Annotated in this window: 10 protein-coding genes and 1 riboswitch; of the genes, 2 read left to right on the top strand and 8 right to left on the bottom strand. The window is 35.3% G+C overall.

Annotated features, from left to right (window positions below; genetic code table 11):
- Positions 1-4 precede the first annotated feature (4 nt).
- The 4 genes from prdC to RBQ61_RS04320 all read right to left on the bottom strand — a co-directional run bounded on the left by prdC (position 5) and on the right by RBQ61_RS04320 (position 6,309).
- The gene (gene prdC, locus RBQ61_RS04335; RefSeq protein ID WP_308139297.1) at positions 5-1,288 is read right to left on the bottom strand and encodes a proline reductase-associated electron transfer protein PrdC; all 1,284 of its coding nucleotides are present in this window, start codon (positions 1,286-1,288) and stop codon (positions 5-7) included.
- 297 nt (positions 1,289-1,585) lie between these two features.
- Positions 1,586-3,349 carry a sigma-54-dependent Fis family transcriptional regulator gene (locus RBQ61_RS04330; RefSeq protein ID WP_308139296.1) on the bottom strand — a complete coding sequence of 588 codons (1,764 nt, stop codon included), beginning with the start codon at positions 3,347-3,349 and terminating at the stop codon, positions 1,586-1,588.
- A gap of 87 nt (positions 3,350-3,436) precedes the next feature.
- Entirely contained in the window at positions 3,437-4,435 is a 999-nt protein-coding gene (locus RBQ61_RS04325; protein ID WP_308140092.1) for an ornithine cyclodeaminase family protein, read from the bottom strand.
- 188 nt (positions 4,436-4,623) lie between these two features.
- Positions 4,624-6,309, bottom strand: a complete 1,686-nt coding sequence (locus tag RBQ61_RS04320) for a formate--tetrahydrofolate ligase (protein ID WP_308139295.1) — start codon at positions 6,307-6,309, stop codon at positions 4,624-4,626.
- A 216-nt stretch (positions 6,310-6,525) separates the two neighbouring features.
- Positions 6,526-6,618, top strand: a riboswitch (THF riboswitch).
- Between the two features lie 75 nt (positions 6,619-6,693).
- Between RBQ61_RS04320 and RBQ61_RS04315 the strand changes: the two genes are divergently transcribed.
- The gene (locus RBQ61_RS04315) at positions 6,694-7,440 is read left to right on the top strand and encodes a folate family ECF transporter S component (RefSeq protein WP_308139294.1); all 747 of its coding nucleotides are present in this window, start codon (positions 6,694-6,696) and stop codon (positions 7,438-7,440) included.
- Between the two features lie 33 nt (positions 7,441-7,473).
- On the opposite strand, the gene RBQ61_RS04310 is transcribed toward RBQ61_RS04315, so the two are convergent.
- From RBQ61_RS04310 to RBQ61_RS04300, 3 genes are all read right to left on the bottom strand, one after another.
- Positions 7,474-8,694 carry an NAD(P)/FAD-dependent oxidoreductase gene (locus tag RBQ61_RS04310; RefSeq protein ID WP_308139293.1) on the bottom strand — a complete coding sequence of 407 codons (1,221 nt, stop codon included), beginning with the start codon at positions 8,692-8,694 and terminating at the stop codon, positions 7,474-7,476.
- Entirely contained in the window at positions 8,691-9,755 is a 1,065-nt protein-coding gene (locus tag RBQ61_RS04305) for a hypothetical protein (protein WP_308139292.1), read from the bottom strand. Before RBQ61_RS04305 ends, RBQ61_RS04310 begins: the two co-directional genes overlap by 4 nt.
- A gap of 81 nt (positions 9,756-9,836) precedes the next feature.
- A complete protein-coding gene (locus RBQ61_RS04300; RefSeq protein ID WP_308139291.1) occupies positions 9,837-11,684 on the bottom strand; it encodes an S-layer homology domain-containing protein in 1,848 nt (615 codons plus the stop codon).
- Between the two features lie 233 nt (positions 11,685-11,917).
- Here RBQ61_RS04300 and RBQ61_RS04295 point away from each other — a divergent pair, with 233 nt between their 5' ends.
- Positions 11,918-13,072 (top strand): GGDEF domain-containing protein, encoded by a 1,155-nt coding sequence (locus tag RBQ61_RS04295; protein ID WP_308139290.1) that lies wholly within the window; start codon positions 11,918-11,920, stop codon positions 13,070-13,072.
- 246 nt (positions 13,073-13,318) lie between these two features.
- Here RBQ61_RS04295 and RBQ61_RS04290 read toward each other — a convergent pair whose 3' ends face one another.
- Positions 13,319-14,875 (bottom strand): sodium/proline symporter, encoded by a 1,557-nt coding sequence (locus RBQ61_RS04290; protein ID WP_308139289.1) that lies wholly within the window; start codon positions 14,873-14,875, stop codon positions 13,319-13,321.
- Positions 14,876-14,904 lie beyond the last annotated feature (29 nt).

Here is a 14,904-nt window from a genome sequence, read left to right as displayed (position 1 = left end):
ACTTCTATTCTTTTATTTTTCTTACTAACTTATGGCCTGCTGCCCTAAGAACATGGTCAGTGTGGTGATATGTTGGAACTCCTAACCTAGGAGTAACTGTCATTACAGTGTTAGTTCAGTCACCACAGCTTCCTGTTAAAATAACTTCAGCACCTTTTTTTCTAAGGCTTATAACAGTCTGTGCCTGTCCGGGACAAACTCCTGGAAGCTCACATCTGTATCTGCCGTTTACTTCAGTCATCCTTTTGCATTTTTCTTCAGCAACTACCTGACCACCCATTGCATTTACAATTTCTTTAAGTCTGCTTTCCTGAGCTCCGCATTCACATGCAAGTATGCCGAATTTTCTCTTATCAGTAGGGAAAGGCATTGCCACAAGAATTCCACCAAGTATTTTTGTTACAGGAGCTTCTTCACTTCCATGCTTGCCTGTAAATGGTCCTCCCAGTACTATTTCCCCATGTGGTTCAATGTATCCTCCAAGGGAATCAATAAGTTTTTTTACCGGGTATCCTATCGGCACATCCAGAAATGTTTTACCATCCCCAGCATTTCTTACTCTGCCTCCCACTGTAACATCTTTGTCTATTACAGGTTTTCTGTCTTCAACCGCAAAAGCAATATTTTTTACTGTTTCAACATTTTGTATTACTGCATTTGCTTCACTCGGCAATTGCCCGGGTTTTAATTCTATCCCTAGAATCTCTCTGACTATAACTCTCTCATCTCCGGCCGGGTACAAATCCGGAAGAAATTTAATTTTAATATTATCTTTTCCTATTGCTTTTTCAAGCACATTGATCGCATGCTTGTGTTTAGGCTTTATAGCCACAATTCCGTGTTCCGCATCAGTAATTTCCATAACTATTTTTAATCCACTTATAATTTTAGAAGCGAATTTTTCAATATATTGTATATTATGGCCTAAAACGGGCTCGCACTCCGCAGCATTAACAATTGCATAACCGCCGGGAATTTTGGTCTTTAATTTCACATGTGTTGGAAATCCTGCTCCTCCGGCTCCGACAATTCCGGATTCCTTTATTGCTTCAAGAAAATCCTTTGTGTCATCGATAGGAAGATATTCTTTCGATTGATTTTCATCTCCCGAAATAATAATTTCCGTATCATTTATTTCAGATACTTTTCCGTTTACGCTGCTGTGAATATATGCTCCAAGTCCGTTAGGCTCGGCTATTTTTTGACCTCTTCTTACCTGATCCGATACTTTTACCATCGGAACGCAGGGTGCGCCTACATGTTGTCTCAAGAGAAATCTAAAATCCATTTTATTCACCTCCTTCTTTTGTATTATTAGTAAAAAGCTTACCTGCCATTCATATATTGCATAATTTATGCCAATTTTTGTTTGTAAATTAAAAAACAAACAAAGCAAACATTTTTCAATAGTTTGCTTTGTTTATTATAATTTTTTTTTATACTTCGTTGGTTTTTTTGTGTCGATATTTCGACACATATATACTTTGGATTTTAGTTTTTTATCTAATAAAGCCCATTGTTTTGTTATGTTAATAACTTGTCAAATCAGCGTCAATATTTCGACACCTCTTACAATAAACTGACACTATTCAATAGTATACTGTTTTAATTTATAATATAGAGTGCTTCTTGGAATATTTAGCATTTCAGCCGCCTTCTTTTTGTTATTTTCATTAAGTTTCATAACTTGAGTTATTATTTTTTTTTCAGTATTTTCAAGTACTTTCTGAAGATTGTACTGGTCAAGCTCATTAATGCTTTTTTCGTTTACATTTTTTAAAATGTCTTCAGGAAGCGCCTCTATATTTATTGATTTGTCATCTGACAATACCACAAGACGCTCTATTGTATTTTTCAGCTCTCTTATATTTCCCTTCCATTCATAATCCAAAAGTATCTTAAGAATTTGAGGGGAAATGCTCCTTACTTCCTTATGGTGCCTCTCTGAAAACTCTTTAAGAAATTCATTAATAAACAGCGGTATATCCATTGACCTTTCTCTTAATGGCGGAAGATACAGTGTAACAACATTAAGCCTATAATAAAGATCTTCCCTGAACTCTCCATTATTCATCATTTTTTGCAGATTCTGATTCGTTGCCGCTATAATTCGCGCATCGACTTTTATCGGCTTTTCCCCTCCCAGCGGATGGATTTCTCCATCCTGAAGAACTCTCAAAAGTTTTACCTGCATATCAAGCGGCATCTCACCTATTTCATCTAAAAACAATGTTCCCTTATCTGCAAGAAAAAATTTGCCCTTCTTACCTTTTGAAAGAGCTCCTGTAAAAGCGCCCCCTTCATATCCAAACAATTCACTTTCAAGCAAATTTTCCGGAACAGCTCCGCAGTTTATTGCAACAAAGTCGCCTTTACGCCCGCTTTCAGTATGTATCGCTCTGGCAAAAACTTCTTTGCCCGTACCGCTTTCACCGGTAATCAATACGTTCACGTCTGTTTTGGACAGCTGCTTAGCTAACACAATAACTTCCGTAATCTTTTTGCTTCTGCCTATTATTGATCCCATTTGGCAGCAGTCTTCCGTAAGCTTCTTATATTCTGTTTCAAGAAAGCTCACTCTTTCTTTTGCTTCTTCAAGCTTTATAGTTAGATTTGCTCTCTCTGTAATATCTGTCTCTGATGACACAGCCCCAATAATACAATTGTTTGTCATAATAGGCTTTGCCGATATAGCCACGACAGAATTTTCTCTCGGCGAATGATAAACATTCTCTATGGCTTTTTTTCTTTCCAAAACTATATTTAACAGCGCAGTAGGAAAAAAATCTTTTAATTTCTTTCCCATGATTTCGTCTGAGCTTACATTATACAACTTTTCTGCACTTTTATTCCAAAGGCCTACTACACCGTACTTATCTACCACACATACGCCTTCATGCAGGTGATCTATTATTTCGATCAGTTCATTTCTCATTTCAATTATTGATTTATAGCATCCGTATTCAATAGCATGATTTTCAATAATGCCTACAATTTTACCATGATTGCATACAGCTGCGCTCTTAGCTTTTTCCTTAAGCATAAATTTCTGCGCATCTTCAACATGTAATTCAGGTGATACAGTAAGCACAGAAGAATTCATAGCAGCACTTACAGGAGTCCTCAATGATTTATTTTCCTTTATAAGCTTATAAATTCCACTCATTGTGAGCATTCCCTGTATATTTTCCGCACCATCAGAATCAGTTTCAATCACAAAGGCTTCACCGCAGTCTTTTTCCGCAAATTCTTCTATTATATCCGCAACTGTTTTGCTTGGTGGAACCTTAATGATATTAGTGTCCATGATATCCATAACCTTAAATTTGACATTCATATTGAGAAACATAAATGTACCTCCTGTTTTTTGTTTGTCGCATCAATGGTAAGTGCGTCATTATAATCATAATTTAATATTTTAGTTTTTACTTTTTAGTTAAATTTCTACAACCTTCCCTATTCTGCTAGCTAATGCTTTTTCGTAAATTCTACGGGATGTTACAATATCTAAAATACTGCTTCCCACAGTTTTAAACAAGGTAACTTCATCCTCATTCTCTCTGGAAGGAACCTTTCCTAAAATTACTTCGCCAAGTTCTCCTGTCACAATATCCTTAGTAAATTTACCTTCTTTCATAGGTATAATAAAATCCCCGCTCTCATTGAGAACACCATCTCTTGTGTCAACGTATACCTTGTCCGCATTAAGAAGAGTCCATTCATCTAACTCCTGCATAGCAGGCGTATATGAGCCTACTCCGTTTATATGAGCACCTTTTTTAATCAGCCTTCCGTCAAATGTAGGCTGCATTGACGTTGTTACAGTAGTAATAATGTCTGCACCAGTTACGGCTTCTCCTGAGGATAAAACTGCTGTAATTTCAATGCTTGGTTTATATTTATACTTTTCTCTCATTTTATCAGCAAATTTTCTTGCATGTTCAATATTTTTACTGTGTATTCTTACTTCCTTAATATCTCTCACGCTTAGCACGGCATCCAACTGACTTTCAGCCTGTCCTCCTGTACCTATTAAAGCAAGTACAGCTGAATCTTTTCTTGCCAATATATCAGTTGCCGCGCCGGAAACAGCACCAGTTCTTATTTGCGTTAGGTATGTTCCGTCAATAATCGAATTTACCATGCCTGTTTCTTCATCAAGCAAAACCATGGTAGAAGGAACTGCTGTCAATCCACGTTTAACATTATTGGGATAAACAGACACAATTTTTATCCCAAGAGCATTCGCTCCTTCGGCATATCCCGGCATATAAAGGCTCTGACCTCCTTTACCGGCAATATCTATATTTGTTCTAAGCGGTATCGAACTTCCTCCTTCAGAATAAATTTTCAGCGCGTCCCTGCAAGCCTTAATAGCATCCTTCATGGAAAATATTTTACAAATATCATCCTTTTTTAAAATAATAACGTTCATCATGCATTCTCCGTTAAATTTTTTACTATATAATAACATTGTTTTTTTTATTATTCAATAAAATTTGTTTTAAGTAATCATCATATTTATAAAAATAAGTAATGACAAAATAATACAGATAATTAAAAAATCATAGGCTTAGAGGTTTTAATTACCTGTATATTGTAAAATTTATATTTTATTATTTATTAGAACAATCCCTTAATTCGTCCATCAACATCCACATCGATGTTTTCTGCAGCAGGAACCTTAGGAAGCCCAGGCATCTTCATTATATCTCCTGTCATTGCAACTAAAAATCCTGCTCCCGCAGATATTGTTATATCTCTGATTGTTATTTTGAAACCGGATGGTCGTCCCAATATCTTAGGATCGTCTGTCAATGAATATTGATTTTTAGCCATGCATATTGGAAGGTTTCCAAATCCAAGCTTTTCGAAATTTGCTATTTCTTTATTGGCCTTTGTTGAAAATTCAACATCATCTGCACCATAAAGCTTTCTGGCTATGGCCTTTATCTTTTCTTTTATTGTCATCTCCAGCTGGTATGCGTATTCCATACTGCTTTCTTTTTCTGTCAACCTCAATACTTCTTGCGCTAACTCTTTTCCGCCTTCGCTTCCTTTGCCCCATACTTCTGACAATGCTACATTTACTCCTAGCTCGTTACACTTACTTTCAATCAATTTCAGTTCTGCTTCTGTATCTGTGGGGAATCTGTTTATTGCTACTACTGCCGGAAGCTTAAATACCTGTGTTATGTTTTCAACGTGCTTTAATAAATTTGGAAGTCCTTTTTCCAGCGCATCCAGATTCTCTTCTGCAAGCTCTGCTTTTGGTATTCCTCCATTGTATTTCAATGCCTTAACTGTTGCTACTATTACCACTGCACTTGGGTTTAATCCTGTTTTTCTGCACTTGATGTCTATGAATTTTTCTGCTCCCAAGTCTGCTCCGAAGCCTGCTTCTGTAATTGTGTATTCTGCAATTTTGCTTGCCATCTTTGTTGCTATTACACTATTGCAGCCGTGTGCGATGTTTGCAAATGGCCCTCCGTGTATAAATGCCGGTGTTCCTTCTAATGTCTGAACTATATTCGGCTTAAGCGCATCTTTCAACAGTGCTGCCATTGCTCCCTGTGCTTTTAATTGTCCGGCTGTTATCGGTTCGCCGTCTCTTGTGTATGCAACTATTATTTTCGCCAGATTTTCTTTTAGTTCTGTTATATCATTTGACAAACAGAATACTGCCATTACTTCTGATGCTACTGTAATGTCAAACCCGTCTTCTCTGGTTACTCCTTCTGTCTTTCCTCCAAGGCCGTCTACTATATGTCTTAATTGTCTGTCATTCATATCAACGGCTCTTCTCCACACTATTCTTCTTGTGTCGATATTCAATTTGTTTCCCTGGTGTATATGGTTATCTATCATTGCTGCCAAAAGGTTGTTTGCTGCTCCTATTGCATGAAAGTCACCGGTAAAATGAAGGTTTATATCTTCCATTGGAACAACCTGTGCATAGCCTCCGCCTGCTGCTCCTCCCTTAACTCCGAATACAGGTCCAAGGGACGGCTCGCGAAGCGCTACTATTGTTCTTTTGCCTAGTTTTGTAAGTGCATCTCCAAGTCCTATTGTTGTAGTTGTTTTTCCTTCTCCGGCAGGTGTTGGATTTATTGCAGTAACCAGTACCAGTTTAGCTTCTTTGTTATCTTTTAATTCATTCTGCAAATATCTGTAATCGATTTTTGCTTTGTACTTGCCGTAATTTTCCACGTATTTATCAGGTATTTCAATCTTATCGGCTATTGTATTGATTACCTTCATTTCTGCCTGCTGTGCTATTTCTATGTCGCTTAAGTATTTTTCTGACATGTTTCCTCCTGATTAATATTTTGAAATCGTTAGCTTATTCTTTACCCTACAATTATAACAGATAAAAGCAACGACAACAAATTCAAATTATTAAATAATTTTAAAACAATACTTCTTCATTCTTGCGCTATTATTTAACTATTTTTACATTCTTAAAAATTCAATTGTATATTGGTACATACTGTGGTAACATATATAAAAAATCAATATTAGCATAACAGAGTAGACAAGATGCGTAAAGTGTTAAGGGATGGGATGTCGCCCTTGAACGAAAGACCGTGTCTGCGGTGTCTTGTCGCTTCCGCTGTATTCGAGAACCTATTAATTATAGGATTATTCTCCTGTATTGTGCGGAGGTATTATTGCTCAATAAAGGAGGATAATATGAGAGGTAATACTGATTCACAGAAATTTACATCACTGACAATAGTGAGGGCAGGGCTATTCATAGCAATGAGCCTTGTATTGAAAATTATTTTTGAAATTTATATACCGCTTGCAGGTATTCCTGCACTGCGTATAAATTTTGCATCTGTTCCACTGATAATATCGGGAATGTTATTAGGGCCTGCAGCCGGTTTTATATCCGGTGCCGCTGCAGATATAATTAACTTCATCGCCAAGCCGGGCGGACCATTTTTCCCTGGATTTACATTAGTAAGTGCATTGTCCGGTTTCTTGCCAGGTCTGATATACAAGTATATAAAAAAGGATTTAAATTATAATCTGTTAAATACAATATTTATTTCTTTGTTGTCTGTTGGGTTTGTTTCCGTATTTTTATATAAAGGTTTGATTACATTTGACGGCGGAATATTTTATGACGGAAAACCATTAAGCATTTTATATATTGCCGGATTCTTCACTTTAGTTGCAATTTACATTATGATTCCAATAAAAATGACATCGGCAAACAACAATTTAAACATGAACAAAATAGTTTTTACTGTTAGTGTCACACAACTTATTACGTCTGTAATACTGAACACCTATTTTCTGTCGGTTGTCTACGGCAAGGGAGTTATGATATTTCTGCCGGCGCGAATACTTGCAAATTTTTTCATGATTCCTTTGTATTCGGTAGCAATAACCGCAGTATTGAACGTAGTTAAAGGAAGGTTTAAAATATAAGAAAAAATCACCTTGGAATCCCACCAAGGTGATTTATTTTTTATTTATGCTGTCAGCAGCCAGCTTTCCTGTTGAAAATGCTGCCTGAATATTGAATCCACCCGTATCACCGTCATAATCAACTACTTCTCCGGCAAAATACAGACCTGGCCTTATCTTTGACTCCATGGTTTTAGAGCTTATTTCACGTGTTGAAACACCGCCGGCAGTTACCATTGCAGTATTAAAACCACCAAGTCTCTCAACTTTGAATTCGTGGGCAGAAAGAAGTCCGCACAAGTTCTTTCTTTCAGCTTTCTCTAATATGCTGCATAGTTTATTTTCATTTACACCTGCCAGCTCCATAATCTTTTCAGTAAAACGCTTCGGAATATTCATCTGCTTTAGAACCGTTTTTACACTTAATTTACCGGAGCTTAAAATTAAATTATCAAAATACCTTTTAAACTCTTCTGAATTCTTAAAAGAAGTAAAATTAATTTTCAGAACGTCCCCTTCTTCGATGTATCTTGAGTTATTAAGAATTACAGGGCCGGATATTCCGGTATGAGTAAAAAGAAAATCTCCGTTAAATTCATCTGACTTTCTGTTGTTTCTCCAAAGTGAAACCTTAATATCCTCAAAAGATATCCCTGCCAGTTCCTTAAATTTATAGTTTACGGTATAGACAGGCACAAGTGCTTCTTTTGGCTCCACTATAGTGTGTCCTAATTGTTCAGCTAAATTGTATCCGTCACCTGTAGACCCAGTGCGGGGATATGATTTGCCTCCTGTCGAAATAATAAGATTAGTTGATGCATAGGATGCTTTATTTGTCTTAATCAAGTACATTTTATTCAATTCATCATAGGCAGCTTTCTTTGCTCCTTCATCATAAAGTATATCAACTCCTCTTTTTTGCAAACAGTTAATAAGCACATTCAATACGTCTGATGACTTCATAGAAGCAGGAAAAACTTTTCCGTCCTCCCTTATAAAGCTTTCAAGACCATTTTCACTGAAAAAATTCATTGTATCAATGTTTGTAAAATTATAAAGTGCAGATTTTAAAAACCTGCCGTTCCTGCCGTACCTTTTCAAAAAATCTTCAATATCCATACTATTAGTATAGTTGCATTGTCCAAGACCCGAAATAAGCAACTTTCTTCCGGGCTCTTTATTTTTTTCCAAAACCAATACTTTTTTATTTTTAACAGACAACGCACTGAGCAGACCCGCAGGGCCTGCTCCTATTACTATAACATCATATTTCATTGTAAATTTCCTTCTGTTTCTTCTGCTTTTCCTGTTTCCGAATTTTCATCTGTGCTTGCACCATCATTTACTTCTTCTTCCGGTTTTGATTCTACCATACTTTTTTCCTGCTCTTCTGTACCGTCATCTTTTAACTCCAATGACTGATTCAGTGTCAAAACATCATATTTTTCTTTCAGCGTATCAATTTTAACTGTTGCCTTAAATAAATACGAAACTTCATTTTCATCATTGTAGTATCCTTCAAAAATCAGGTCGCCTGATGCATCATCACGCTTAAACGAAGTAAACCTGCTTTTCTGATCCAGATCTATTTCCTGTTCTTTCAAGCTTATAAAGTCGTACAACTCAAACAAATTTGTTTCCGGTTTTTGAATTATAAACGTAGATGTGTCCGGCAACAAAAAAACATTTTGCACTGAATAAAAAGTATTCACTACTAAATTATTCTCAATGTCCAATATTTTATATTCTTCGTTGTTCCCTGTATCAATTAACAGAAACTTTTCATCAATGGCAGAAATATTTCCTTTCTTTGAAAATGAAGCATTGTCAATTAATTCAGGTTTTTCCTTTCCTGTTTCCCATATAAAAATCTGATTGAAGCTTTCGCCATAGCCAGTTGTATAAAACAGCACTTTATCATACGCTGAATTATCGATTATCTCAATTCCTCTCAGACTTTTGTCCAGTACTTTTTTGTTGTTGTTCAAATAAGCCATAATACTATTCTTGTCAGTTTCCTCGGAAATAAACTTAGGAACACCGTCATTTTCTAAAATATCCAGCTTTGCTTCCGCATCGCTCAGCTTTGAATCAAGTGAATCTTTATTTTTAGATAACTTCAAATAATCTTTTTTTATTTTTTCTAGTTCTGTATTTAAGTCTTCTATCGTTGTCTTTAAACCTTCGTTCTCCTTTTTCAACTTTTCTGCTTCCCTCATTTCAGCATATTCCTTAGGTCCAACCCCGGTTTCTTCTGATGCGGGAAGTACGGTGCAGCCTGATAGAATAAGCACAAGCAAACTTGCTATAATAAAAATCGAGAAAATTCTCTTCATAATAATCCCCTCCGCTATTATAAATAGGTTAGCCTTTCATGATTCTAGTAAAAAAGCATCTAAAAAGATGCTTTTAATTCTTTATTGTATCATAATACTTATAGCTGTATATTCACCGTTTTGAGATATGGCAGTACTCATTATGCTCTGCCCTTCTTCCAGGTTCTTTAAATACTTTGTATCACCCGATGTATTAAATATCCTGGTATTGTTTGTAACTCTTAAATAAATCAGTTCCGTCTGACCGTTTCCGTTAACATTCTGCATCATTACAAGCTTATCGTCTGTATTTACAAATATTATTTTACCGGCAAAATTCATGGCTGCCTGAATTTGAGCTGCTTCGATAGTTACAATTTCATCTCCTGATGTATTAATATCAACATTGTATCCAACACGAAGATCATTAATTGATGCATTCTTATCCCCGATGGTTATAACAGCATTGCTGCTGACTATATACTGTTCAACATCCCCGTTGCTGTCAGATATCTTAATTTTATTTTCGGTACCTATGATGATTTCTTTAATTGTACCGCTCATTTCGGCTTCCTTAGCAACAGTGTTTATCTTTGTCATTTCATTGTATTCAGTAGTAACAGTAGCCTCATCTCCTACTCTGACTCTGTCAAAACTTGATTCCTTGTCGTTTCTTGTAACTTCAACTTCGCTGTCAAATTCGAAGATTTTAACTACATCTTTCTTTGTTTTCAGCGAAACCTTAATAGGATATGATTTATAATCGATTGATGCTATAACTCCTTCATAATCTTTAATTCTGCTTACAGAATTAATTTGATAAACCTTATCGTCTTCAACCAAAAGAGTAGCTTCATCTTTTTTATCAAGATCCCTTAGTGCAATTTCTTTTCCGTCAAGAAAAACATCCGCACTGCTTAAAACATCATATACAACCTTATCATCATCCTCGTCATAAATAGTAATAGATGCAGGTGATGAATATGCTACATAATATATGATCCCTCTTACAACATCTTTACTTTTATCAGCTTCAATTTTAACGGCAAGTCTATCTTCGTCAATCTTGCATTTAACAATCATTTCTTCCTTCAAATCAGAAAATTTTCGTACTCTATCATTAACATATATCTTTGTATCATCGTCAATCCTTATAATGCTCTCAGTTCCGTCAATATCTTCAATATAGATATATGATTCCGAGCTTTTATCCTCCAATTTAGTGATAATTCCCTCTTCTACAGTTGTAGGTACATAATTTTCAAATTCAGGATATATATCATTATCTTCTATGTAATCGCAAGCCTTGTCCAAAACAGTAGCAACCTCGGCCCTTGTTATGTTATCCTTCGGATTTATATTTTTCTTAGTGTCTCCCTGAAGAATTTCCTTGTCGTACATAATGTATATGTATGGTCTTGCTGCTGTTGAAATGTCTTCCGCATCAGTAAAAGGCAGAGTATACACCTTTAATTTTTGCGCTTCATCCGCAAGCATCATGGCCTTTGTAAGCAACACGGCTATTTCTTCTCTTGTTGCATCCTGAAAAATAGTCTTTTTTGAAAACATGTCTTTTAGGCCGTTTTCCGATACAACACCCATTTCTATAATAACTGACAAATAATCAAATGACCATTCGTATCCCTTAGTATTAGACATCGATTCTAAAGTATCTTCATAGTTCTCTATAACTTCATCCTTTAAATCGTCGTCAATATCGTAAAGCCTTGATAACATCACTAATGCTTCCAAGACTGTGACATTGTTGTCGGGTTTAAATGTCTTGTCATCGTAACCTGATACAATCCCTTTTTCAGAAACTCTTTCTATATAACTTTTTGCCCAATGACTTGATATATCTGTAAATACAGCGGCTTCCGCAGCCATTGTAAATAGAAGAGAAAGGACAACAACAAGCATCAATATTTTATTTATTTTACTATTTTTCATAATACCTCCTAACCAGCCATAATATAATAAATTATACCATACACCAAATAAATCTGCAAATTAATTTAATCTTCAACGCAAAGCATTGGTAAATATGACATCCTTCTAAAATACGTCATTTCTCACTTGAATAATTTTTATGTTAATAATATAATTGAAATCGTATAAAATCTCTAGCTCTATTTTCGAAATATAATTAAATCATACGTGCAAATGATTAAGGAGGACTCCCCATGGAGCTTCAAACACTTCAATATATTGAGTTGAATTGCTTTTCTATAATAATACTATTACTAATATTTATAAGTATTTATCATCAATGCAATCACTGTATAACTGGCAAAGAACTTTTTTTAGTTCTGATTTTTACTGATATTCTTATTCTGTTTTTTGACACTGCAATGTGGTCATTAAACGGAATTCAAGGAAACCATACCAGATTTCTGCATATTCTATCAGCTGTAATGTATAATATTCTTAACCCGTTAATATGTATCACATGGTATTTTTATGTAGATTTTTACATTAACGGCAGTAAAGAGCATTTGAAAAAGATGTTTTTCCCGATGCTTATACCTGTTTTAATCAACTTAATATTGTCAATTGCAAGTATTTTTGAAAATATTTATTTTATTATCGATGACAACAACATCTATAATCGTGGGAAATATGTCCATCTTTTGCTGATTATATGTCTTTTAATAATAATTTATACAACTTCGTTTATGGTGCAAAATAGAAAAAATGTAGAAAAAAAAGAATATTTTTGTTTGATTTCATTTGGAATTATAACTGCAGTCGGAGGCATTATCCAATATTTTTTTTACGGTGTTATCATTATTTGGACTTGCGTAACCGCATCTATATTGATTATTTTTATAAACATTCAGAATAATCAGCTTCACAAAGACTACCTTACGGGCCTTTATAATAGAAGATCTCTGGATAACTACTTAAACACAAAAATTAAAAGCCGAAACAACAGGCTTGTTGCCGGCATTATGATTGACTTAAATTATTTCAAAATGATTAATGATTCATACGGTCACCATATTGGAGATCAGGCTCTTAAATATACTGCCTCCATTCTTAAAGATACCTTCAGAAAAAATGATTTCATTGCAAGATATGGAGGAGACGAATTCATCGTTATGATGGAAATATGTACGCCGTCAGACCTTGCTGCTACGGTACAAAGGCTTAAGAAAAACGTATCACTTTTTAATATTAAAAATTCGGTTCCATATAAAATAAGTCTGAGTATCGGATATGATTATTTCTCAAATAAATCCGAGAAAGAGATAAGCTCAAAGGTATTTTTGGAACGTATCGATAATCTTATGTATTTAAATAAACAACGTCTTCATTCGCAAGAAAATATTACATAACAGCACGGCTTTACTTATATTCATATCATTCCTGTTCCTAAGCAAGCAATTTCTATATTAAAATTAAAACATTTAATTTTTGTTAGCACAAGCTAACTTTAATGTCAATTAACGGATTACTAAAACTTCCTATGATTCTCTATAAAACAATAGATTCCGCAAAATTGCGGAATCTATATATAATTTCTAAAATAATAATATTTCTATAAGTTTAAAAATTTATAAAAGCGTATCATTATCGACTTTTTATTTGCTTCTTGCCATATCAAATTCTTTTTGTATTTCATCAGACGGTTCCGGAGTTAATTTTGAAACAACATAGATAAATATACATGAAACTATGAATGCAGGAAGCAGTTCGTATACTCCGAATACTCCGCCCATGGGTTTTAGAATAAGCTTCCATATGAATACTATTATTCCTCCTGACAGCATACCGGCAATAGCTCCCTCTCTTGTTGTTCTCTTCCAGAACAAAGATAGAAGAATAATAGGTCCGAACGTTGCTCCAAATCCTGCCCATGCAAATGAAACAATTGTAAATATCACGCTGTTTTCATCAAGAGCTATTATCATTCCTACCACTGTTATCACAAATAAGATAATTTTTGAAAGATTCATAACCTTTAAATCTGTTGCCTCTTTATTAATAAGGTGCTGGTAAATATTCTTTGAAAATGCTGATGCTGCTATAAGCAGATAAGAATCCGATGAACTTATAGTTGCTGCTAAAATACCAGCCATTACAAATCCTGCAAGCATTGAAGGCAATAATTTTGATGACATGACTATAAATATGCTTTCTGATTCGCTGTAGGTTGCAAGAGCAACAGGAAATAAGCTTCTTCCTATAATACCTATTGATACGGCAGCAGCCAAAGAAATAACAACCCAAACTGTTGCAATTCTTCTTGACGTTTTTAACTCATTTGAATTACGTATAGCCATGAACCTCAAAAGCACTTGAGGCATACCAAAGTAGCCCAGCCCCCAGGCCATTGTTGATAAAATTGTATATAAACCATATTTTCCGGCTTCATTAAATTGCGGAACTCCATTAGCAACAATCTGCTTACCGCTTGCATCCAAAGCAGGCGATGCTATACCGAAAAATTCAAAGAATCCCGGAATACTCTCAGCATTGGCAACAACCACAGATATTCCTCCTGCAGCAGCCGTACCAATAGATAAAATAACAATTAGTGCAAAAATCATTACAAATGCCTGCATTGTATCGGATGCAGTTTCAGCCAGAAATCCTCCTAAAAATGTATACGCCAGCACAAATACAGCCCCTGCAATCATCATAAAATGGTAGTTAAAGCCGAACAATGCATTAAACAGTTTACCTACAGTAACAAAGCAGCTTGATGCGTACACAGTAAAAAATACCAAAATAAATACAGCAGAAATAGTCATAATTACCTTGTTCTTTTCCTTAAACCGATTGCTGAAATAGTCGGGAAGCGTTATGGAGTCTCCTGCTATTATAGAATAGTTGTGCAGCCTTTTAGCTACAAACAACCAGTTAAGATATGTTCCCGCTGCAAGACCAATAGCTGTCCATATTGCATCACTCAAACCGTACCAATAAGCCACTCCAGGCAGACCCATCAACAACCATCCGCTCATGTCCGAAGCTTCTGCACTCATTGCCGTAACCAGTGGACCCAGCGATCTTCCTCCTAAAAAAAAGTTCTCGCTGCTTTCATTGGCACGTTTTGCGAAATACAATCCGATGCCTATTACAACGGCCATATACACAATCATCGAAATAAATATTTGTAGTGTATCTCCTCTCATAATACAACCTCCTTATAGTATTTATTGCT

It is taken from the genome of Sedimentibacter sp. MB35-C1, from assembly GCF_030913635.1.
Lineage (GTDB): Bacteria > Bacillota > Clostridia > Tissierellales > Sedimentibacteraceae > Sedimentibacter.
The sequence above is the reverse complement of the archived record's forward strand: the minus strand, read 5'-3'. Positions and strand labels throughout refer to the sequence as shown.